Source organism: Erythrobacter sp. JB1-7 (assembly GCF_057365015.1).
Map to the genome: position 1 here is coordinate 1,962,739 of NZ_CP200291.1, position 23,622 is coordinate 1,986,360.

Sequence of the window (23,622 nt, forward strand, 5' to 3'; positions counted from 1 at the left end):
GTGGGAGGCTTGATAAACGAATTAAAGCGGGGCGGTTTCCCGCTCGACCCAAGCGCGGTCATCGCCGTCCAATTGCGGGACCAGCAAATCGCGCACCTGGCGGTGGTAATCATCCACCCACGCGATCTCGCTATCTGTCAAAAGGGCTTTATCAATCAGGCGGCGATCCAGCGGCACGAATGTGAGCGTGTCAAAGCCAAGATAGCGGCCCTCTGCCCCCTCAATGTCGCGCTCTACTGTCAGAACAAGGTTCTCGATCCGGATGCCGAACGCGTCCGGCTTGTAATAGCCCGGTTCGTTCGAGCAGATCATGCCTGCGTGCAATTCCTGCGATGTGCCCGCCTGCCCGCCGGATGGTTTGGCGATGCGCTGCGGCCCTTCGTGAACGCCCAGAAAGCTGCCGACGCCGTGGCCGGTGCCATGCGCGTAATCGACGCCTGCTTCCCACAGATATTGCCGCGCTAGAATATCGAGCTGTCCGCCATTGGTCCCCTGCGGAAAGCGCGCGCAGGCAATCTGGATATGCCCTTTCAAAACGCGGGTGTTGCGGTCTTTCATCTCAGGGGTTGGGGCAGAGCCGCCGGGCGTATCGATCCACACGGTGCGGGTGATATCGGTGGTGCCTGCGGGATATTGGCCGCCCGAATCCACCAGATAAATCGAGCCAGGAGGGATCGGGATATTGCTGTCCTCATCCACTTTGTAATGCGGCAGCGCGGCGTGGCCTGCGGCTGCGGAGATGGTGTCGAAGGATGTATCGCGCAAATCGCCATGTTCGCGCCTGAACCCTTCGAGTTTTGCCGCTGCTGCCAGTTCGTCGATTGCGCCTGATGGCGCGGTTTCCTCAAGCCAGCGCAGGAACCGCGCAACCGCTGCCCCATCGCGCGCCTGCGCATCGCGGTGGCCGGCGATTTCTGCCTCGTTCTTGATCGCTTTGGCCAGCACAGTCGGGTCTTGTTTGAGCGCAACTTTCGCGCCCGCCGCCTTAAGGCCCTGCGCAATCGCGGCCACGCCGTAATCGGGGTCCACACTCACCGATTTTCCTGCAAGGTCTGCAAGCGCGCTTTGAAATGCGCTGCGCGGCTTGATCTCGACCGCATTGCCCAGATGCTGAGTGAGTTCAGGCGTCACTTTTTCCGGAGCGATGTAAAGCTGCGCGCGGCCATCTTTATGCGCGATCACATAGGACAAGGCGACAGGCGTATGCGCGACATCCTGCCCGCGCATATTGAGCAGCCATGCAATGGAATCGAGCGCCGGGATCACCACCGCATCATGCCCCTCGCGCGCCAGCCAATCGGCAATCGCGGCGCGTTTTTCCGCTGAAGACTGCCCCGCCAGATCATTTTCATGCACGAAAGCCTGCGCATCAGATGGCGCGGGCTGATCGGCCCACACTGCGTCGAGCGGATTGGTGTCAGCTGGCACCAGCTCAATCCCGTCTTTGCCCAAAGCGCGCTCCAGCCCGCTTGCCCATTTGGCGGTGTGCAGCCAGGGATCATAAGCGATTTTTTCGCCGCTTTGCGCGACCTCTTTCAGCCAGCCTGCCAAAGTATCGCCGGGCACGCTGCGATAATCGAACAGATTGCCATCCACCTGATCGCGCACTTGCACCGTATAGCGCCCATCAACGAAAATCGCGGCATGGGTCAGCGTGACCGCGGCAAAGCCAGCTGATCCGCCAAAACCTGTCAACCATTCCAGCCGCTGCGCGTATTCGCCGACATATTCGCTCATATGCTCATCCGAAATGGGAATGACAAAGCCTGCCAAATCGCGCTTTTTCAGCTCTTCGCGAAGAGCTTTCAATCGGGCTTCGTGGGTTTGCATCAACATATGATCGATCCTTGACTTGCGGTGCGCAGCTTTCGGGTTACACGGCGCATATAAGCTTACCATTGCGCGCTTTCCAGCGCTGTCCATCCTGACCCTAAGGATTGCTTCTGATGAAAACCGCCATTCCAGCCCTACTTATCGCTTCAGCCGCGCTGGCCCTTGCGCCTGCGCTTGCCGCCAACAACACCACTCAAGAGGATATGCCCAGCGTGACAACGCCATCTGATGCCATCCCGACATCCCCGCCCACCGCTGAAAAGCGCGAGCACAGCTATACCCATCACGGCATCACAATCAGCGATCCGTATGACTGGCTCTATGACAAAAGCTATCCGACCATCGATGACGAAGACGTTCTCGATTACGTCAAGGCTGAGAACGCCTGGTTCGAAGCGCAAATGGGCGAACGCGAGGCGGTGACCGAGGCGCTGTTCACCGAAATGCGCGCGCGGATCAAGGAAGATGACAGCACGGTGCCTCAGCGGCGCGGCGATTACCTTTACTGGTCCGAATTTGACGAAGGCGAGCAATATCGCAAACATTACCGCAAACCAGTGGGCGCGGCTTCGGATGCGGCTGGCACGTTGATCCTCGATGAAAACGCGCTGGCTGGCGATCTGGAATATTTCCGCCTCGGCGCGGTTGCGATCAGCAAAAATGGCCGGTTCATGGCCTATTCGACCGACACCAATGGGTCAGAGCGTTACAAGGCCGTTATCAAGGATTTGGAAACCGGCGAAATGCTCGCCGATGAAATTCCCAACCTGCGCGGCGGGCTGACATGGGTGATGAATGACACTGCGCTCGTCTATGGCCCATCGACCGAGCAATGGCGCACATTGGAAGCCAAATTGCACGTGATCGGCACGGGGCTCGAAGAGGATGTGACGCTTTACAAAGAAGAGGACCAAAGCTTTGGCGTGGGCGCGGGGCTTACCGCGCAGGAAGATTACCTCATCATTGCCACAGGCGATAATGAAACGAGCGAAGTGCGGTTTGTGCCTGCCGACAATCCAACCGCGGCGCCCGTGCTGGTGAAGGCGCGCCAGAAAGGCACCGAATACAGCGTCGATATTCGCGATGGCGAATTGTGGGTGCACACCAACGACGATCACATCAATTTCCGCCTGGCCAAAGCGCCGCTGGATGCGCCGGGCGAATGGGAAACGGTGATCGGCGGCGCTGATGATTTTTATCTGACGGGTTTTGATCTGTTCAACGATTTCTTCGTTATAGAGGGGCGCGAGAAGGGGCTCGATCAAATCGAGCTTCGCTATTACGACGACCTAGAGCGGACTACCCCTATCGCCTTTCCCGAAGCGAGCTATAACGCAGGCCTGTCGAACAATCCCGAATATGATCAAACCGCGCTGCGCCTGACTTATGAAAGCATGGTCACGCCTGACACTGTCTATGATTATGATGTCGCATCGGGCAGCCTTACCAAACTGAAACAGCAGGAGATTCCAAGCGGATATGACGCCAGCCTGTATGTGACCGAGCGGCTGGAAATAGAAGCGCGCGATGGCACGATGGTGCCTGTCAGCGTGGTCTATCGCAAAGACCGCGACCAATTGAACGGCGGGGAGGGCGGCCCGCTGCATCTTTATGCTTACGGCGCCTATGGCTATGCGGTTCCGCCCGGCTTTTCGACCACACGGTTGAGCCTCGTTGATCGCGGCTTTGCCTATGCGATTGCGCATATCCGGGGCGGCGATGATCTGGGGCGGCGCTGGTATCTGCAAGGCAAGCTGAATGAACGCACCAACACGTTTAACGATTTTGTCGATGTCGGACGCGGCCTGATCGCCAAGGGATACACCGAGGAAGGCAAAGTCACCGCGAGCGGCGGATCGGCGGGCGGCGAATTGATGGGCGCAATCGTCAATCAAGACCCCGCGCAATATGGCGCAATTGTTGCGCATGTGCCGTTTGTCGATGTGCTGAATACCATGCTCAACAAAGACCTGCCGCTGACACCGGGCGAATGGCAGGAATGGGGCAATCCGATCACCGACAAACAGGCCTTTGCCTATATCCTGTCCTATTCGCCCTATGATCAGGTCAAAGCGCAGGATTATCCGCCCATGCTGGTCACCGCCGGTTTGAATGATCCGCGCGTCACCTATTGGGAGCCTGCCAAATGGGTGGCCAAGCTGCGCGATACCAAAACCGACGACAATATCCTGCTGCTTAAAACCAATATGGGCGCAGGGCATGGCGGCAAATCGGGCCGGTGGAATTCGCTTTATGAAACGGCTGAGGAATTCAACTTTATCCTGTGGCAGATGGGTATGGGCGATACCGTTGAGACAGATAGAGAGCCAGCGTCCGAGTGAGCGAGGCGGCGCGTTTCACCAAAACCTTCGTGGCTGAGCCTCATCATATTGATGAGCTTGGCCACGTTAACAACACGGTGTGGGCGGGATGGATACAGGATATCGCCACCGCGCATTGGGATGCCGCCGCGCGCCCGCAAGATCACGAACAGTTCTTCTGGGTCGTGATCCGGCACGAGATTGATTATCGCGGCAATATCGCCAGCGGGCAAAGCGCGTTGGGTTCAACGTGGATCCCGGACGGGGCGCGCGGGGCAAAATCCGTACGGTTTGCCGAGTTCACGGATGAGGCCGGCAAAGTGCTGGTGTCTGCGCAAACCACATGGGCAATGCTCGACAAGGAAAGCCAGCGGCTGGCGCGGGTGCGGCCAGAGGTTTTGGAGCCGTTTCGAAGCGAAAAGTGAGGACCGGCGGCTTACGCTGCGCGGATCAGCGGCCTGCGGGCAGGCGGGGCATGATCGAACACGGTGAGTTTTTCATAACACATCCGGTTTCGCCCGCTTTCCTTTGCCTGATACATCATGGCGTCCGCGCGCCCGTACAGATCGGCGAAATTGGTCACATTGCCGCCCATTTTTGGCAGCACGATCACGCCCATGCTGGCAGTGACGGGCCGATCCAATCCGGGTACCGCTGCGGCGATGCGCATGGATATGCTTTGGCGCAAAGCTTCGGCGCGTTGCAGCGCGCCGCGCCCGCGAAGCAGGACGATAAATTCCTCGCCGCCCATGCGCACGCCGATGGCGCTGCGGTTGTCATTGCCGCGCAGCGCATTGCCCACCGCAACCAGCACATCATCCCCAACCCTATGGCCAAACTGGTCATTGATGTCTTTGAAGTGATCAAGATCAACCAGAGCAAAGGTGTGAAAACCGGCAGCGTGCAGTTTGTCAAACCGCGCATCAACCGCGCGGCGATTGAGCAATCCTGTCAGCGGATCGCGTTCTGACAGATGTTCCAGCGTCTCTGCCTCTGCCACGGCCTCATCGCGTTCGCGTTTGATCGCCAGGAACCGGTCGGCGACAGCCAGCGACATGATGATGACTTCGAAACCTGTTGCCAGATACATCGCCTGATCGAGCGATGATGGCCCTTCATAAACGCCCAGCCCGCGCATCGTGCGCTCTATCGCGGCGATCATGATGGGAAGCCATGCCGCAGCGGTGAAACGCGCAACGCGGCTGCCTTTCATCAGCGCTTTGACCACCGCAAAGGTGTAGATGATGATGGATGGCAGGAAGGCAAAGAAGAACAATCGGTCATCAAACGGGTGCAGGAATGCGAACTGGAACGAACAAATCCCTGCAACGCTCAGAGTGAACATGGCGGTGCCAATCGTCAGACGCTTCATCATGGGCGATTGGATGCCGTCTTCAAGGAATTCGGCCAGAAACCACGCGGCAATGGCCGATCCGGCGGTCCATGATAAAGGCGCGGCGATGGCAAGCAGGGTAAGCGGCAATGTGGCAAACACCGAAATCAGCCCGCCTGCAAACAGCACATAGCCCATCATCGCGATGACAAGCGCGGCGTGCAGCATCACGAATTTTTCGCGCAGCACAATGTAAAAGCTCACATCGAACAATAATGGCAAAAGCAGCATGCCGACGATCATGGCAAGCAGCATCACTTCGAATTGCGACCAATCGCCATTTTCGGGCAACGCGCTCAGCCGCGCTTCGGTGAGGAGCGGGATGGAATGCGGGCGCTCTATCCGCACGAGCACGGCGGCGGTGTCCGAAGTGATCTCGGGCAGATCGAGCTGAAACACCGGACCTGCGGCAAAGGGTTTGCCGTCTTTTTCGGTATAGCTGGCTGTGCGCATTGCTCCATCTGCGTCAATCGCGGCAAATGAAATGCTGCCAAAGCGCGCAGTTCGGGTGAAAAAGTAGCGCGGGCGGGCTTTATCCTGCCAGTCGCTTGCCTCAAATTTCAGCCATCCAACCGGCACATTGGCGCGCCAGACCTTGTTTTCGCACTGCCAGACCGAGGGATTCTCTATCGAATCGCGCATTTCGGCGAAACTGGCGGCGCTACCCGAGGTGGAAATACAGGCAGGCGCGGCGTTTTTAACCGGTCCATTGGTCGCGAATGCTGACGCGCTCCCTAAAGAACTCGCAAGTATCGCGATGAATCCAAATAAAAATTGTAAAATAACCCTGCCCATATCGAGCTTTACTAGGGGGAAGCTCTTATGATGGTGTTAAATTTGTTTACAAGTGCGACCAAGCAGCCGCCGGATTACGCTCTTTTCACTCACACCCGGCCGCGGCGCTATGGTGGGGCAATCGCCTGCGCGCAGAGCCTTCACCGTGGGCGCGTCATTCAGTTGTCACAGACACCATTTAGCGCCCCGTCATGACCAACACCCACCCAGATACGAAACCCATGCGCCTTTTACTGGCGGGATGCGCCGGAATGGCGGCGCTTTTGCTGTCTGGCTGTGATGCGGGCGGTTCGGGAGTGCGCGATTCCATCCGGGCAGTGGGATCATCAACGGTCTATCCCTTTGCCAAGCAAGTCGCGGAAAGCTTCTCGCGCTCCAACACCGATTACAAATCGCCGCTGATCGAATCCACCGGGTCAGGCAATGGCATCCAGCTGTTTTGCAAAGGGCTTGGCGCGGACAAGCCTGATATGGTCAACGCATCGCGCCGGATGAAAGTCAGCGAATTTGACAAATGCTCCGCCAATGGCGTGAAAGACATCATCGAATTGCAAGTCGGCCTTGATGGCATCGCGTTTGCCTCGGCCTCGGGCGGCATCATGCTCAACCTGTCGCCGCGCACCGTGTATGAAGCGCTGGCTGCCCGGCCTTATGGCCGGGAACAAACCGCCAAGACATGGGCCGATGTCGACCCGTCGCTGCCCAATGAGCCGATCCTGGTTTACGGCCCGCCCAGCACATCGGGCACGCGCGATGCGCTCAAAGAATTGGTGCTGGAAGCCGGGTGCGACACCAATCCCGCGATGAAGGCTCTCAAAAGCCAAGATAAAGACCGCCACCAGCAGGTCTGCACCGAAGTGCGCAGCGATGGCGCTTATGTCGATCAGGGCGAGCAGGACAATCTGATCGTCCAGAAAATCGAAGGCAATCCGCGCTCTGTCGGCGTGTTCGGCTTTTCCTATCTCGATGAAAATGCCGACAAGGTGCAGGGCCTGCCGATGAACGGGGTGGACCCGACTTATGAGAATATCTCAAGCTTTGCCTATCCCGGCGCGCGGCCCTTATATGTCTATGTGAAAAAAGCACATATGCGCGCCATTCCCGGCCTTGATCTGTATCTGGCTGAATGGGTCAAGAACTGGACAGCCGATGGCCCGCTGGCAGCCATTGGGCTGGTCGCATCCCCGGCTGATGAAATGGCTTTGAACGAACGCCGCGTGCGTGAGCAATTGACGCTGACCCGCAGCGACCTGACCGGCGAAAGCGCGGCTGAGCCCGCAATTGCGGCGGCGCAGTAATCGCGTCCCTTTTCGAGAGCTTTACCGGAAATCCTCGCCCACAGCGGCCATTTGCGCTTTCAGGCCAAGCTGGCAGATATTCTGAATTTCAATGCCGGGATGCGCGTTCACTTCGATAATCAGCGGCCCGTCATTTTTATCGAGCACAATGTCTGACCCGCTATAGCCCAGCCCAATCGCTGGCCCGCATTTGCTCGCAAGTTCCAGCACCCGGTCCCATCCGGGCACCTGATACCCGATCAGCCGCGTGCCCGTATCGGGATGATGCGTGATCGCCTCGCCCTGCACCAGAGCGCGCGTAATCTGGCCCGTTTCCAGCGACACGCCTGCGCCAATGGCGCGCTGGTGCAAATTGGCTTTGCCGTCAGAAGCATTGGTGGGCAGCCGCAGCATCGCCATCAGCGGTTCATCATGCAGGCAGATAACGCGCAGATCGGGCAATCCTTCGGGCACCAGATCGGCAAGGCTGGGATCAGCGATAATCAGCGGCTCAATAAGCGCGGCATCCTCGCTTGCTGTGTCGCCGGAAAAGCCGCCATCCACCACTTTTTGAATGTGGTGCATCACATCGGTTTCAGTGAGCGGCGTGCCAGACCCTTTATACCAGACATCGCCTTCGCGCCTGACAGCCAGCAAAATACCGTCCCCCTGCGATCCGCGCGCGGGTTTGATCGCCCAGGCATCGGGCATATCGCGCGTGGGTTTGAACGCGTTCAGTTTTTGGTGATCGTCAATCACCGCGATGGTGCCGGTGCATGATATCCCCGCCGCTTCCAACGCCACCTTGGCTGCAACCTTGTCGCGCGCGCGTTCGATTGCGCTGCGCGGATTGTATTTCGCGATCAGCGCATTGCGCATATTGATGCCGAGGATTTCCTCAATCGGATTGACCGGCGACGGCCTGAGCGCTGCGAGCGCGTCGGTTGATGCTCGTTTACGGCGAAACATTGAAAACATCTCAGACGTCCTCCTGCGAACGGATAATCCAGGCGTTGTAAACGGGCGGCTTTCCAGATGCGTCTAAGCGAGGCTCGAACTGAGCCTCGCTATTGGGTGTGACCTTATGGCCGTCATCTGCCTGTTCGTGCCCCGCTTTGTGCCTGGCTGTGTGCCTTTTGCGGCGCGCGGCTGCGGCTGCGGCTGCCGGTTCAGGCTCAATGGGCTGAGGCACTCGCCTTCGCCTGCCCGGTTCCAGATCGGCAGACGAACTGATGACCCACATCCCTTCGATGGGCGGCGCACGCTCGCGCGCTTCTTCCTGCGTTGGAAAGACAAATTCCATTTCAAACTGATCGGGGTTCGCAGCGTTGCGCGCGACCCTTCGCCGTTCCAGCCAGATCGGCATGAAACGGTGAATTTCCATCACCCGCAATCCGCGATACCGGCCAAGGATCGCAATCGCGACGCCGGTAAGCGCGGGCATCAAAAGCGGCGACCATTCAATCAGCGCAAGCGCAAAGTGCGACACCATCACAAACTGGATGACGACCGAAATCATGAATGTGCTGAACGCCTGTTTGGCCGCTTCTGTGGGCCCATCTTTTTCCCATTGCCGCCACCAGCGTTCCACCACCAGCGCGCAGACAATAACCGGGAAAGCATCGACCTGAAGATTGGTATCCAGAATGATCTGCAAAGCGACCAGAACCAGCACAATCAGCGATATAAGCACGCCCAAAAAGCCGACACGCGTCATGCGCAGTTTGAGCAATGCCGGCGTCACCAGCATGCCCGCCAGCACCGATGATCCCAGCACAACCGGCCCCATGACAGGGCCGATCTGAAGGAATGCCAGCGCGATCAGCATGGGCGTGAACAGGCCAAAGGCTTTAAGCCCAATAAAGCTGCGCGCCAGCACCACCAGAAACGCGCCCAGCGGCAGCACCATCAGCAGGTTGGATGGCTTCAGGCCCCAGATCGCCTGACTGGTCGCCTGATCCCCGAACGAGGATGGCATGGCGACAAAACTGCCCGTGTTGAACAATCCGGCCACCACCAGGGCAAGCAGCACAAAGGCCACCGCGCCCCCAATATAGATGGGGCGGCGAACCTGGGGCGTGGCTCTGGACCACGCCAGTTTGAGCCGGGCGCGGAAGCTAGAAAGCATACCCCACCGAGAGTGTCAGGCGGTATCCCTCGCGCTCTCGCGTCATCAGGTTGCTGCTTGAAAAGATATATTTTGCTTCGGCTTCGACGCGCAGGCGGCCGGGCCAGTAATGCACTTCAATTTCGGGCGCGATCAGCGTGTCAGAACGCCTCTCGGCATCGCTGCCAAGCCGGTTGTCGAACCGGGTTTTGAGCACTTCGATAGCCGGGCGAACGCGCAGGTCCGGCGTGATAGGCTGGGTGTAGGACGCTTTGGCCGATTGCCGCTCATATCCCCGGCGCGGATCATCGGAATCGATGTTTTCGGCGCGCAGATCGAAAGTGGCATAGTGATACCGGCCAAAACGGCGGCGATATTGCGCATCCACGCGCGGGCCGGAGCCATCTGTTTGGGCAGCGGGGCCATTGTCATATTCGCGCATCCGCCAGCTGGCACGAACCTGCACGCGGTGTTTGCGATCCTTTTGGTAGCGCACGCGGACAGAGCCCTGAAGCTCATCGGTATCGGCGGATTCGGCGGTGACCAGATCATCGGTGTAGCGCGCGCGGGCCTGAACCTGCCAATTGTCATCCAGATCCTGTTCAAACAAAGCGGTCAGACGGTCGCGATTGGTGTTGCTGCGATCATCATCCAGCCGGATCACTTCGATCCTGTCAGCCTCAACGCGAAAACGCGAATTGCTGTCTTCGTAATCGAGGCCGACCTGTGCGCGCACCGTGAAGGCATCGCCATTAACGATAAACTGATCATCGCGCGTGGCGGTTTGCGCGCTGACCGCGCCCAATTCGATGCGGGCATCAGGATCGAGCCGCCAGCCTGTGTCCTGGGCATGGGCAGAGGAGGGCGCGATGAGGGCGGTTATGAGAGTGGTTATGAGGGCCGCTGTGACGGCTGCGATGGGGGCGGGCCGGGGGGCTGCGGTGCGGGCTGCGGTGCGGAGGGCTGATGGGGCGGGGCGCAATGCGCTGGGCCGGAATGCCGCGGCTGGTGCCGTGGCTGGGGTTGTTGCCGGGGCGCGGAGCGCTGACGGCGCGGGCGTTGCGGGGGCCAGTGCGGCGGGCGGTGTGTGGCGGTCTGCGGGGGCCGGTGCGGGGCGGCCAGCGGGACCAGATGCGGGCTGGAATGCGGGGAGCACTTTCAGGGTGGCTGCCGGGGTGCGCTTGATGGGTGCCGCCACAGGAGCTGCGGGGGAGGCTGCTATGTGGGCTGGTGCGCAGGCTGGTTCGGGGGCTAGCGAGGAGGCTGGTGCGGGGCCAAGTATGGGGATGGCTGTCACATGGGGCGCGGCGCAGGGCGCTGCAGAAGCCAGTGCGGGTGTCGCTGCGGGGGCCGGTGCGGGTGTCGCTTTTGGGCGCGCGGCGGACAAGAGCCTCCGAGTGGCAGCGGTGAAGGCAGCCGAGAGGGCGGCCAGACATGCGGCGCATAGATTTGCAAGTAGGTTAAAGGCGCGGTGCGATGGCACAGTTTTAATCCCCCAGGTCATATGCGGGAAATACCTAGAGGGCGTTTAGAAAGTGCTAACTCTAACTGTTAGTTACATTGCCTGCCAAACAAGCACGGGCCGGGCATCAGGGGCGATCTCCGGGTTGAGCCGGGGGGTGAGCCTTGGGGCTGGTCTGCTGGCTGGCCTGCTGGCTGACCAAGAATCGACAAAGGGACGGCCACGGGGCCGAGCACGGATCGACGAAGAGCCGACCGCAAGGCTGACCACGGGCAAACCACGGGCCTGACCAACGGGCCAACTGCGAGGCTGACCGCACGAGCCATCCCCCCGAGCCATCCCCCCGAGCCGCCCCGGACCGACTTTATGGCCGCATCCGTCTGCCACCAGCCTTCCTCCAGCCCAATACGAGCCTTCCGCCAGCCTTATTCAGCGCGCACGAGCTGGCTGTTTTGTTAAGGAATGCGGAAATAGTGGGGAGTTTATCGCCGATATGGTGATACTGGAAGCAGCTTATAACCAAAAAGCAGCTTTCTCACGCAAGAATAATTCCAATGTAGGAAATTTAGCTGCGCGGCGCGGGCAAGATAAAGGCGTGCTCCCCCACACTCAAACACCCATCCTCCAGAATGTACTTCGTCAACCAAACCCGCTTTGAAACAGGATCACAAACGGTGATTTTTCGTAAGCTCGATCAGATCGGATTGCCATCCTGATCACGGAAAATCTCGCGCCGTCCAACATGGTTCGCAGGTCCCACCAGACCTTCCGATTCCATCCGCTCAATCCACTTGGCAGCGGTGTTGTATCCCACGCCCATCTGCCGCTGAAGCCAGGAGCCCGAAGCTTTCTGGTTCTCCACCACGATCTGGCAGGCCTGGCGATATTTGCGCTCATCAGGATTGTCCGAAGCGGTGAGATCATCCTCGAAAGTCAGCCCGCCGCCATCCTCGGGTTCCTCGGTGACCGCATCAACATAATCCGGTGTTCCCTGCGCCCGCCAGAAATCGGCAACCGCTTCCACTTCCTCATCCGACACAAACGGACAATGCACCCGGACCGTCGCCCCGGTGTTCGGTTTGTAAAGCATATCGCCCTTGCCCAGCAATTGCTCCGCGCCCTGTTCGCCCAGGATGGTACGGCTGTCGATCCGGCTCGTGACTTTGAAACTGATCCGAGTGGGCAGGTTGGCTTTGATAACCCCGGTGATGACATCAACCGACGGGCGCTGCGTTGCCATGATGAGGTGGATACCAGCGGCGCGCGATTTCTGGCTGAGGCGCTGGATCAGCACTTCGATTTCCTTGCCCACCGTCACCATCAAATCGGCCAGTTCATCGACGATCAGCACGATCTGCGGCAGCGGTTCATAATCGAGCTGTTCTTCCTCGAACAATTGCTCTCCTGTGTCAGGATCAAAGCCTGTTTGCACCCGGCGGCCGAGCGGCTTGCCCTTGGCAATCGCAGCGCGCACTTTGTCGTTGAAACCGTTGATGTTGCGCGATCCGACTGATGACATCATCCGGTAACGCTTCTCCATCTCCTCCACCGCCCATTTCAACGCGCGAACCGATTTGTGCGGTTCTGTCACAACCGGCGAAAGCAGGTGCGGAATATGATCGTAACTGGCCAGTTCGAGCACTTTGGGATCGATCAGGATCATCCGGCATTCGGCGGGGGTAAAATGGTAGAGCAGACTGAGGATGATGCAGTTAAGCCCCACCGATTTGCCCGACCCCGTGGTCCCCGCCACCAGTAAGTGCGGCATAGCGGCCAGGTCGGCGATAATTGGTTCGCCTGCAATATCCTTGCCCAGAATGATCGGCAGATTGCCTTTCGCCTCCGCAAAGGCGGCGCAAGCGGCGAGCTCTTTTAAGAGGACCATCTGGCGGTCCGCATTGGGCAGTTCAATTCCCATGACAGTCTTGCCGGGAATGGGCGACACGCGCGCGGAAATCGCGCTCATATTGCGAGCGATGTCTTCGGCCAGGCCCACAACCCGGCTGGCCTTGATACCCGGCGCTGGCTCAAGCTCATACATGGTCACCACGGGGCCAGTGCGCACAGCGGTGATCTCGCCTTTGACGTTGAAATCATCGAGCACGTTTTCGAGCAGCCGGGCATTGCGTTCGAGCGCCAGCTTATCGAGTTTCGGTACTGCATCGGTGGATGGATTGGTGAGCAGGTCGAGGCTCGGCAGGTCGTAGGTTGCGAACATGTCGCGCTGGGTTGCTTTGGTCGGTGCGGCGCGTTTGGGCGGCGCTGTCGGGTCGCTGATTTCAGGGGCACGGCGCTGTTCGGGCATATCGAGAACACCCGGCGTAGCGGTCCTTTCGGGACGCTCACGTTCCTGCGGTTCGTCGGCAGATCCCTGAGGATCATTCACCAACTCCGGCTCGCTTCGCAGCCATGGCAAGCGCGATGCCACCGCACCGCCCACCGCGCTGCTCGCGATGAATTGCGGAACGGTAAGCAGCGCTCGCCAGTCAATCGCGAAAATCCGGGTTAGCAATCCGACACTGACCGCAAGGAATACCAAAGCGATGAGCAAAATGACCCAACCCGACGCGGCCGCGCCGAACAGTCCGCCCACTCCCTCAACCAGGCTAGCCCCCAGAAGTCCGCTAATCCCGCCCACTTGAGCAGGCATATTGCCGCCTGGCCCTGCAAAGGCGAGCGTCAGCACTGTTGCCATCAGCACCATCGCCAGTAGCAAAAGGCCAGCTGGCAGCCACCAGCGCGTTGTTTCAGGCTCATCACCATTTTCAACATCGCGCCACAGCTTCATTGCAGAGACATATAGCAGCGGCAGCAACAGGTAAGCGGGCAGGCCAAACACGAACAACACGCGGTCTGCGGCATAAGCACCCCACGATCCCATCCAATTGCCAACGCTTTCGGCAGATGCTGCGGTTGAGGGGCTGGGATCGGTCTGCGTGTAAGTCACCAACGATACGGCCAGAAATCCCATGGCGACAAACAGCACAATCGCGCCCGTAATCTGCGCGGTGCGCCGAAGTGAGCGGCGCAGTCCAGCGCGCCATTCGGCGGTCGATTTTCGAGTGTGCACTGCGCGGCTGGCCATCGTAATGTTCCTAGGGAAGAAGGGGCGGAACACACCATGAATCCTGTGCGCAACCGGGTCAAGGGCAGTGCGGTGTGTTGGGGGATGATTGGGCGCGGTTTGTCGGTTAGCTTCGGCTCGTTCAGCGCGCTCGCCGTCAGCTTAATCCGTCAATCGCCGCCCAGCGGCTCCATCGCAGTATGCGCGCCTGTCCGTATGACATACCGCCCAGAGCGATCACCGGCATAGCGGCCTTGCGGGCGAGGAGCCGAAAACGCGCTGGCCCAAGCACTGCGCCGCCCGGATGCGAACGGGTAGGGAAAACTGGTGAGATCAGCGCTGCATCTACACCAAATCGGTTCGCAAATGCCAATTCGCGCATGTCATGCACGGTCGCAAACCGCAGCAGGCCACGGCGCCGGGGATATAATGCACGCGGCGCGCCATATATGCCATCTGCGCCCCATTCGTGCGCGGTAAGGCCGCTATCGGCGAGGATTATGCAGTGCCCGCAGGCCCGCGCTATACCTCGCAGATCCTCAAACCTTGCCCACCTTTCGGAATCGTTCAAATGGTAATGGCGATAGATGAACCCGCTGCCGCGCGGCATTGTGCGCAATGCCCGCTCAAGGCTTTCGTCGTTTCGTTCATCCGAAATCAGCCACAGGGAAGGGAGGGTCTGGTCTTGTCGCACGCCCGCGTTATAGCGCTTGGCCATGGAAAATGCAGCCACCCGTCTCGCCAGCGTCAAAGAGAACATCGCGCGCATTTGCAAACCTGCGCGGCGCAAACCTGAAGAGGTTACGTTGATCGCGGTGAGCAAAACGCATGCTGCAGAGAAAATCGCGCCAGTGCTCGAAACTGGTCACCGCATCTTCGGCGAAAACCGCGTGCAGGAAGCGCAAAGCAAATGGCCAGCTTTGCGTGAGCGTTTCCCCAGTACCCAGCTGCACCTTATCGGCCAATTGCAATCGAACAAAGCGGACGAAGCGGTCGCGATGTTCGATGTGATTCACTCCTTGGACCGGCCCAGCCTGCTTAATGCGCTCGCCAAGGCGATGAATAAAGCTGGCAAGCAAGTGCCCTGTTTTGTTCAGGTCAATATTGGAGATGAGGACCAGAAAGGTGGTTGCCGCATAGCAGATCTACCCCAATTTCTGACGCAAACGCGCGATGCTGATGTGCCGGTTGCAGGTCTCATGTGCCTTCCGCCCGCAAGCATTGAGCCTGCCCCATTCTTTGCCTTTCTTGCCAAGCTTGCACGGGATAACGGGGTTGAGGGCCTCTCGATGGGAATGAGCGGCGACTATGAAACCGCGGTCCAATTGGGCGCGACTCATGTGCGCGTGGGTACCGCGCTGCTTGGCGAACGCGGGTGAGCGATCCGTTTGAGCGGTTTGCGCAAAAATGGCTCCCACCATTGCGCGATCATGCGAGCACGGCATTTGAATATGCTGCGCTTACCGAGCGCGGCGGCACGCATTGCGATGTGGCGGACCGGTTTGTTGTCTTGCTTGGACTCAAACCCATAGGGTTCAATTGGGAATTGCTGGACGCGTCAGGGGATCTTCATCAGCGCCGGTCGGCGGCGGCGCAGATTACTGAGGCGCTTTCCCATGATATCCTCAATCCATCGCAGCCCTGGTTAGCGAGGGATGCGGCTTACACTTGTGCACGCGCATTTCTCGACCTGTTTGATCCGGCGCAATTGACCGTCATCTCAAATCGCTATGACGGGTTATGGAACCCTATCAGCGGAGCATCGAGCGAATGGGGCTTTGTTGGCTATGACGATAAATGCATCGCGCTTTTGCTGATCGCTGAACCATAAAAAAGGGCGCCCGCATTGCTGCGAGCGCCCTTTTTCAATGTCTAGTCTGCGACGTTTTAGAATTCGCCAGTGAGGCCCACAGTGAACAGCGCGCCGCGCGGATCATGGACCCGGCTGTCAAACCCGCCATTGGTTGCAACGCGCGGCGCGGTCACATCAAAGATGTTGCGCGCACCAACGGTCAATTGAAGCAACCTGTCGCGATCAAAGAACTCGTTGATCGCAACGCTGTATTGCACATCGACCCGGAAATCGCTGTCGATATCCGCGCCGCCGTTTTGGTCGTCCTGATAGCTGTCGATATAACGGCCAAAGATGTTGAGCGCATGAGCGCCCGCTTCAAATTGCAATCCGGCGTTAAAGCGCAATTCTGGTGTGGGTGAGCCGAAATTGGTGAAGTTGCGATTGCCCGCGCCTTCGATAATCGGACCGCCAACGGTGGTTTGCAGATTATAGTCGAACACATAATTGCCCTCAAAGCTGGGCGTGATCGTCGCAAAGTCTGCATCGATCGCATAGCGGACCGAGAAATCGACGCCCGATGTTTCAACGCTGGCTGCATTCACATAGCTGTTATTGACCTGAATGATCGTGCCAGCAGGGCTGCGGATGACGTCGGGGCCATTCGGATCAGCATTCACGATGGATTGCGGTGCCGTTTGCACAATCGCGCCGTCGAATTCGAAATTGTAGTAATCCGCGCTGATTTCGAGACCGCCAAGCGGGCTCAAAGTGAAGCCAAGATTGTAAGCGGTGGAATCTTCAGGGACGAGGTTCGGGTTGCCCACTGCACGAACCGCTACAAACGCGTTCGCGCCGCCATTATTGGGGTCAGACACTTGCTGAAGTGTTGTTGATTGCCCTTGCAATTGGAAGGTCGACGGCGCGCGGAAGGATGTTGCAAATGATCCGCGCAGCGATATCCAATCGGCCGGGCGAAGAAGCAGGGCAATCTTGGGATCGACCGTGCTGCCGCCCTGATCGCCATAATCTTCATAACGCAGGGCCAGCTGGACATCAGCCCAATCAGCCACCGGGATATTCATCTCGCCAAACACGGCATAAACGTCCTGGCCGCCGTCAAAGGCTTGCTCACCGATCAGGAAGGCAAAACCATCATTGGCAGAGATATTGTCGAAGCTGGCTGAGATACGCTGATCACGATATTGCGCGCCAATCGCGATGCCAACCGGGCCAGACGGCAATTCAAACAAGTCGCCAGACACGAACCCTTCAACAACAAACAGCTCGGCTTCGCGGTTGGAAACGGAGAATTCGGTGATGTAGTCAAGCAAGGCTGCATTGGTGTTGCCACCACCTGCCAACGCAGAGGCAAACGGGTCAAAGAACGTGCCATCAGCCGGGATGGTCGCACCATTGGCAATCAGGAATGGATTGTTGGCCGTACAATCAAGACCGGTTGCCGCGTTAAAGGCGGGCGACGCGTTAAACCCGCGCAATGCGCAGGCGAAGCGATCGCGCACCGTGTCTTCTGTGTTTCCAGAAAAATCATTGTCGGCGAAAGTCAGGCTGACATTCCACAAACCGTTGGCAAGAAGCCCATCAAAATCGCCTTCCAAAGTGCTGGAGACGCGGAATGTTTCCGAAGTAAACAGTGCAGGCGACACTTCGCCGCCTGTACCGCTGGCCCGGCCAAAAAAGACGACATCTGCGCCAAAAATGTTGTTCGGGTTAAAGGTTGGGACGACCGCCTGACCCAATTGCAGGAACGGGAATGTGGGTGAGTTGCCGCGCCGGGCTTCGTTATCGGCATAGCTTATCTCGGCGCTGAAACGCACGCTGTCGGACAGATCAGCTTTTGCTGAAACAAATGCGGTGATGCGCTCTTCTTCTGGCACAAGGTTGAAAAACTCTCCGAAATCAAAGCGGCACAGACCCACATCGGGTACGCCGGCCGGGGTGGCGGAGATCACATCGGCGATACCGCCTGCCTGTGCGCAGCCTGGATCAAGCACGGGGGCGCTGGCTGGAAAGCCGGGCACACCAAAGAATGAACCGGGATTGCCAAGCGCAGATGTGTCATCGCCCAGGAATGTTGGCGTGCCATCTGCTGCAAATTCCGGGCCGCGCGACAACCGGCGCTCGGCTGTCGTCAAAGGGGAACGGTCCACGTAGCTGATCGCACCCACCAGATTGAAATCGCCGACTTCGAAACCGGCAAGCGCCTGGATGTTGTATTCCGAATAATCGCCTGTGCCCAAATGTTCGGTGTATTCGCCCGAAACGAGCAGACCTTCATAGTCGCTGCGCGTGATGAAGTTTACCACGCCTGCAACTGCGTCCGAGCCATAAAGCGAGGATGCGCCGTCTTTCAGGATCTCGACCCGCTCAACTGCGATCAGAGGCACGAGCGAGCTGGTGTCGACAAAGTTGATGCCGTCATTGGTGGGGGCAGACGAAAGCGTTTGACGTTTGCCATTGAGCAGGATCAGCGTGGACGCCACACCAAGACCGCGCAGGTTGATATTGGATGTGCCGGTTGTGCCGCCTTGCGTAAAGGCATCGGGGTTGTTTTGCGCGCCGCTGTTGATGGTGAGTGATTGAGCGATCTCACCAATGTTCTGCGCGCCGATATCGGAAATCGCTTCGCTGCCGATCGTGGCAAGAGGCGATGCCAGATCACCTTGAGACTGACGACGAATGCGAGAGCCTGTGACGAGAATTTGATTACCGCCATCATCATCGCTGGCCTGTGCATCGCTGGTGATCGTTTCCTGCTGCTGCGCAAGAGCGGGAGCAGACATGACCAGCGCAATCGAAGCGCATGACAAACTAAACGCAGATTTAGCGTGAACCATCAGGGTATCCTCATCCGTAGTGTTGCAAGTTCCACACTTTGTGTGGTGACTTAAAGGTAGGCTTCTTCCGCTCGTAACCTTAACAAGCCTTTACAAAACTACGCGCACTGGCTGAATCGCGCCAGTTCATTGGCGGTGTGACCGCCGAATGCCGTAGCTATGTATCCCTTTTGCAACTTACTTTAACCGCGCAGTATCTGGTTCACGCCTGCTCCAATTCTTCCTGCTTTTCATCGCTTGCCGCGTTGATGAGCTCTGCCTCTATTTCGGCAAGTCGGGCTGGCGCTGTTACCTTTGCACCTGTCAGGTCCGTTACATAAAACGTATCCGCCGCGCTTTCGCCATAGGCGGTGATATGAGCGGACTGGACGATCAGGTTCGATTGATACAGCGCATAGGCAAGCCGGTTGAGCAGCGCAGCGCGGTCCCGCGCAGTTACTTCGATCACGGTGTAGTGATTGCTGGCGGTGTTATCGAAATTGACGCGGGTTTCGACATCGAAAGTCTTCGCGCGTGAATGGCTGAGCGGCTTGGCGGCCAGTTTGGGCACCAATTCGATCTTGGCCATTAGTGCATCGGCAATGGCTTTCTTCAGCCGTTCAATCTGCGAGGCCTCGCAGAAGGGTTGGCCGAGCTGGTCCTGAACCAGAAAATTGTCGAACGCATAGCCGTTTTGCGCGGTGTGAATGCGCGCATCCAGAATGTTGGCGCCCGCCAGATGAATGCCGCCGGCTATCCGATAAAACAAACCGGGGTGATCGGGCGCGATGATGCTTACCAAAGTGGCGCCGCGTTCTTCATCGACATCGCAATGCACGGAAAGGTGCCCATTCTCGCGCTGGGCGGCTTCGTATTGAACGAGGTTGCTGGAGATAATGTCTTCAGGTTCCGCAATCCAATAGGCATCGGCCATCAAATCGCCGATATCGCTGACAAGGTGTGACTGCGCGCCAAGCGCCTTGGCAACCGCGGCTTTCTTGGCCGCCACATTTTCATCGCGCCCCCGCCGCATATGACCAAGCCGCAGCCGTTCCTGCGCTGCGTCATACAATTCGCCCAGCAATTGCCCTTTCCAGCTGTTCCAGGTGCCGGGACCAACGGCGCGGATGTCAACCGCAGTCAGCAATGCTAAATTGCGCAGCCGTTCGAGCGTTCGAACTTCTGCGACAAAATCCTCGATGGTCTTTGGATCGGTCAGATCGCGTTTTTGCGCGGTTGAACTCATCAAGAGGTGGTGCAGCACAAGCCACGCAACCAGATCGGTTTCCTTGGCATCCAGGCCAAAGCGAGGGCACAATTTGTAAGCCACCTCAGCGCCCAGCACCGAATGATCCCCGCCGCGCCCCTTGGCGATATCGTGCAACAGAACCGCGACATAGATTGCTCTGCGTGACGCCACTTTGTGGATTTGCTTCGCACCGCGCGGGTGATCCTTATTCAGCAGGCCCCGCTCTATCTGAGACAGCAAGCCGATGGCACGGATCGTGTGTTCATCCACGGTGTAGTGGTGGTACATATCGAACTGCATCTGCGCATTGACGCGCCCGAAATCAGGGACGAAGCGCCCGAATACGCCCGCCTCGTTCATCCAGCGCAGCGCCGTTTCAGGATCCTTGCGCCCGGCCAGCAGATCGAGAAACAGAGCATTGGCGCGTTTGTCTTTGCGCACTTTGGCTGTGATAAGCTTGGTATCCCGACCTGCTTGCCGCATCGTATCGGGATGGACTTCGAGGCCTTCTGCCTCGGCGAGCTGAAAAACCTCGATCAACCGCACCGGATCATCGGCAAACCAGCTGTCGCCCGGCGCGCGGATACGGCCAGCCTCAACAACATACCCCTTAAGCTTGCGCGGCTTCTGGTTCCACCCAGCGAAGAAACCGCTCATCACCCTGGGCTTGGGCATGGCCTCATCGAGATGCGACAGAAACACTCCTGTCAGGCTGCCCACGCGCTTTGCCTGCATGAAGTAATATTGCATGAAGCGTTCAACCGCGCTTTTGCCGGGGCGTTCGGCAAAATTCATCGCTTCGGCGACTTGCCGCTGAAGATCAAATGTCAGGCGGTCTTCTGCTCGGTCAGTGATGATGTGCATATGGCAGCGCACCGCGAGCAAGAACCCTTCTGCACGGCGGAAACTGCGGTATTCTGCTGGCGTAAACAGGCCGATATCGACCAATTGCGCAGCTGTTTCTGCCCGGTGAGTGTATTTGCCGATCCAGTAAAGCGTTTGCAGATCGCGAAGGCCGCCTTTGCCTTCTTTCACATTGGGCTCCACGACATAGCGGCTGTCGCCCATGCGTTTGTGGCGCTGATTGCGCTCTTCCAGTTTTTCCGTGAGGAACTGGCGTTCGCTCCCGCGCGCAATCTCGCTCCAGAAACGCTGGCGCGCTTCTTCATAAATGTCAGCGTCCCCCCAGACGAGGCGCGATTCCAGCAAAGCGGTCCGGATCGTCAGATCTTCTTTCGCCATGCGCGTGGTATCGGCGATAGTGCGGCTGGAATGGCCCACTTTCAGGCCCAAATCCCACATAAGATACAGCATCGCCTCGATCACCTGTTCGCACCAGGGCGCGCGCCGCATCGGAGTGATAAAGGCGATATCAACATCAGAATGAGGCGCCATTTCAGCGCGGCCATATCCGCCAACCGCAAGAATGGCGAAACGTTCGGCTGCGGTGGGGTTGCTGGCAGGAAACAGGTAACTCGCCGCGTAATCGTAAATCAAGCGGATAAGCTGATCGGTCAGGAACGAATAGCCAAGCGTGCATTCATGGCCCGTCGATGGTTTTTGCGAAAGCCGGTGCGCCAATTCCTTGCGCCCCGCATCAAGCGCGCCGCGCAGCAATTCGAGTACGGCCGGGCGGGCGCCATCCTTTTGAGCCGCTGCGATTTGCGCGATCTGTTCGACCAAAGCGCGCCGGTCAATGATTGCCCGCTGACGGGGGACACGGGTTATTGCCATCTATGGTCCCCCTTATTGAAGCGGAAAATGCGGGCGAGATTACGCCGAAGCGAGCTGTTTTGTGTAAGCTTCGCGCAGGGATTTCTTGTCAATCTTTTGCGTGCCCAGGCGCGGCAGAGTTTCGGTCACCACCCAAATATGCTCTTCCAGCGGCACTTTAAACGGGGCAATGCGCGACAATAGAAATTCGCGCAGATCAGATGCTGCCATTGCATCGCGGCCCTCTTTCACGCGGAACACAGCAGCGGGAACTTCGCCCATTCGGTCATCGGGCAGGCCGAACACGGAACATTCGGCGATGTCATTGTGGGCATAGACGGCGTCTTCCACTTCGATGCACGAAATGTTCTCGCCGCCGCGGATGATGATGTCTTTCTTGCGATCAACGATGAACAGATAGTCGTCCTCGTCCAGATAGCCCAGATCGCCGGTGCGGAAGAACTGATCGGCAGTAAAGGCGGCAGCGGTCGCTTCTTCGTTGTTCCAATATCCGCGGAAATTGGCGACGGAACGGATGCAGACTTCGCCCACGGCGCCCTGCCCCAGCTGATTGCCATCATCATCAAGGATCGCCACTTCGACGATAGGCTGTGATGCGCGCCCGGTTGATCCCGGTTTGGCCAGATAGTTTTCGTTAAAATTGCCGCAGCCCACTGCATTGGTTTCGGTAAGGCCATAGCCCAGCAGCGGGAAGCCGCCGGGAAACGCCTCTTTGATCTTGGTTACATGCTCAAGCGGGCGCGGCGCACCGCCTGCGGCAAAGCTTTTGCAAGCTGACAGGTCGTATTTTTCGCGGTTGGGATGAGTCGCGATTTCATAGCTCATCAAAGGCACACCCACGAAATAAGTGACCTTTTCCTCCGCCATCAATCGCAGCGCTTCTTCGCCATCCCATTTGGGCATCAACACCAGTTTGCGCGCGATCGCATAGGACTGGAGGAACAATGGCACTTCGCCTGTGACATGGAACAGAGGAACGGCAACCAGCGCGCAGGGCTGCGCGCTCATATCTTCACCTTGTTTTTCCAGCAGGACCTTGGCCATGGCGCTTTGCGCGACATAGCTCATCACGCCTGCAACAACGCCGCGATGATCGGACCAAGCCCCTTTGGACTGGCCGGTTGATCCTGATGTGTAAAGAATGGAGGCCAAATCATCAGGGCCAAGCTGGCCCAGCATGGCCATTGCTACAGAGGGATTGTCTGCATCCGGCATAGCCCAGACATTGGCCAATCCATCAGCGGGCGCGGTGTGATCCATTATCACCAGCTGCGCGGAATGGTCCTGACCTTCGAGCCGCTTGGCCCGGCCCGCATCGACCAGCACTGCTTTGCATTCAGCCAGGCGAATACCGTAAGCCAGCTCCTCGCCAGACCAGAAACCGTTAAGCAGCGTGGCGCACCCGCCGGCCATCACGATGCCCATGTAAGCGATCATCCAATTGGCTGAATTGCGCGCGGCAATCCCGACGCGGTCACCTTTTTGGATGTCGTGCTTGATGGCCAGTCCCTGCGCCACGCACACGGCGGCTTGATAAGTTTCGCCAAATGTCAGGCGGATATCGCCATCCACCAGAAACGGCACATCCTTGTGTTCATTACAGAAATGCGCGAAATAATGCGCCATTGTCGGCGGAGCCATCGCAAAAGCGGGCACGCTGGTGCCGTCCCGATCAAACGGCACTGTGGCAAACGGCATGCCTTCTTTCGTCAATTCGCCAATGATTGCCTCAAGCGCATTATCCAGCTGAGTGGGCAT

15 protein-coding genes are annotated in these 23,622 nt (G+C 58.3%); 5 read left to right on the forward strand and 10 right to left on the reverse strand.

Translation table 11 applies throughout. The features are described 5' to 3' along the window. Positions 1–21: 21 nt before the first annotated feature. Positions 22–1,836 (reverse strand): aminopeptidase P family protein, encoded by a 1,815-nt coding sequence (locus tag AC0V6W_RS09560; RefSeq protein ID WP_486149426.1) that lies wholly within the window; start codon positions 1,834–1,836, stop codon positions 22–24. Between the two features lie 110 nt (positions 1,837–1,946). Between AC0V6W_RS09560 and AC0V6W_RS09565 the strand changes: the two genes are divergently transcribed. After that, positions 1,947–4,175: a S9 family peptidase gene (locus AC0V6W_RS09565; protein WP_486149428.1), complete on the forward strand. Its 2,229-nt coding sequence runs from the start codon at positions 1,947–1,949 to the stop codon at positions 4,173–4,175. Further along, positions 4,172–4,579, forward strand: a complete 408-nt coding sequence (locus AC0V6W_RS09570; RefSeq protein ID WP_486149430.1) for an acyl-CoA thioesterase — start codon at positions 4,172–4,174, stop codon at positions 4,577–4,579. The genes AC0V6W_RS09565 and AC0V6W_RS09570 overlap by 4 nt, the downstream gene beginning before the upstream one ends. A gap of 11 nt (positions 4,580–4,590) precedes the next feature. Here AC0V6W_RS09570 and AC0V6W_RS09575 read toward each other — a convergent pair whose 3' ends face one another. Further along, positions 4,591–6,189: a sensor domain-containing diguanylate cyclase gene (locus AC0V6W_RS09575; RefSeq protein WP_486149432.1), complete on the reverse strand. Its 1,599-nt coding sequence runs from the start codon at positions 6,187–6,189 to the stop codon at positions 4,591–4,593. A gap of 344 nt (positions 6,190–6,533) precedes the next feature. On the opposite strand from AC0V6W_RS09575, the gene AC0V6W_RS09580 reads away from it, so the two are divergent. Then, the gene (locus AC0V6W_RS09580) at positions 6,534–7,640 is read left to right on the forward strand and encodes a substrate-binding domain-containing protein (protein ID WP_486149434.1); all 1,107 of its coding nucleotides are present in this window, start codon (positions 6,534–6,536) and stop codon (positions 7,638–7,640) included. A gap of 21 nt (positions 7,641–7,661) precedes the next feature. On the opposite strand, the gene AC0V6W_RS09585 is transcribed toward AC0V6W_RS09580, so the two are convergent. From AC0V6W_RS09585 to AC0V6W_RS09605, 5 genes are all read right to left on the reverse strand, one after another. After that, a complete protein-coding gene (locus tag AC0V6W_RS09585) occupies positions 7,662–8,597 on the reverse strand; it encodes a sugar-transfer associated ATP-grasp domain-containing protein (RefSeq protein ID WP_486149436.1) in 936 nt (311 codons plus the stop codon). 1 nt (position 8,598) lies between these two features. Beyond that, the gene (locus tag AC0V6W_RS09590; RefSeq protein WP_486149438.1) at positions 8,599–9,747 is read right to left on the reverse strand and encodes a 7TM domain-containing protein; all 1,149 of its coding nucleotides are present in this window, start codon (positions 9,745–9,747) and stop codon (positions 8,599–8,601) included. Continuing rightward, the gene (locus AC0V6W_RS09595) at positions 9,737–10,924 is read right to left on the reverse strand and encodes a hypothetical protein (RefSeq protein WP_486149440.1); all 1,188 of its coding nucleotides are present in this window, start codon (positions 10,922–10,924) and stop codon (positions 9,737–9,739) included. The genes AC0V6W_RS09590 and AC0V6W_RS09595 overlap by 11 nt, the downstream gene beginning before the upstream one ends. Positions 10,925–11,882: 958 nt before the next feature. After that, positions 11,883–14,273 (reverse strand): FtsK/SpoIIIE family DNA translocase, encoded by a 2,391-nt coding sequence (locus AC0V6W_RS09600; protein WP_486149442.1) that lies wholly within the window; start codon positions 14,271–14,273, stop codon positions 11,883–11,885. Positions 14,274–14,409: 136 nt separating this feature from the next. After that, complete coding sequence (locus AC0V6W_RS09605) at positions 14,410–14,985, reverse strand: thiamine phosphate synthase (RefSeq protein ID WP_486149444.1); 576 nt, start codon at positions 14,983–14,985, stop codon at positions 14,410–14,412. Between AC0V6W_RS09605 and AC0V6W_RS09610 the strand changes: the two genes are divergently transcribed. Next, the gene (locus tag AC0V6W_RS09610; protein WP_486149446.1) at positions 14,969–15,631 is read left to right on the forward strand and encodes a YggS family pyridoxal phosphate-dependent enzyme; all 663 of its coding nucleotides are present in this window, start codon (positions 14,969–14,971) and stop codon (positions 15,629–15,631) included. The two genes, AC0V6W_RS09605 and AC0V6W_RS09610, sit on opposite strands and share 17 nt — an antisense overlap. Continuing rightward, positions 15,628–16,083, forward strand: a complete 456-nt coding sequence (locus AC0V6W_RS09615; RefSeq protein ID WP_486149448.1) for a hypothetical protein — start codon at positions 15,628–15,630, stop codon at positions 16,081–16,083. The genes AC0V6W_RS09610 and AC0V6W_RS09615 overlap by 4 nt, the downstream gene beginning before the upstream one ends. 56 nt (positions 16,084–16,139) lie before the next feature. Here AC0V6W_RS09615 and AC0V6W_RS09620 read toward each other — a convergent pair whose 3' ends face one another. From AC0V6W_RS09620 to AC0V6W_RS09630, 3 genes are all read right to left on the reverse strand, one after another. Next, complete coding sequence (locus tag AC0V6W_RS09620; RefSeq protein WP_486149450.1) at positions 16,140–18,848, reverse strand: TonB-dependent receptor plug domain-containing protein; 2,709 nt, start codon at positions 18,846–18,848, stop codon at positions 16,140–16,142. Positions 18,849–19,104: 256 nt separating this feature from the next. Next, positions 19,105–21,864 (reverse strand): [protein-PII] uridylyltransferase, encoded by a 2,760-nt coding sequence (locus AC0V6W_RS09625; RefSeq protein ID WP_486149452.1) that lies wholly within the window; start codon positions 21,862–21,864, stop codon positions 19,105–19,107. Between the two features lie 39 nt (positions 21,865–21,903). Continuing rightward, positions 21,904–23,622 carry a class I adenylate-forming enzyme family protein gene (locus tag AC0V6W_RS09630; protein WP_486149454.1) on the reverse strand — a complete coding sequence of 573 codons (1,719 nt, stop codon included), beginning with the start codon at positions 23,620–23,622 and terminating at the stop codon, positions 21,904–21,906.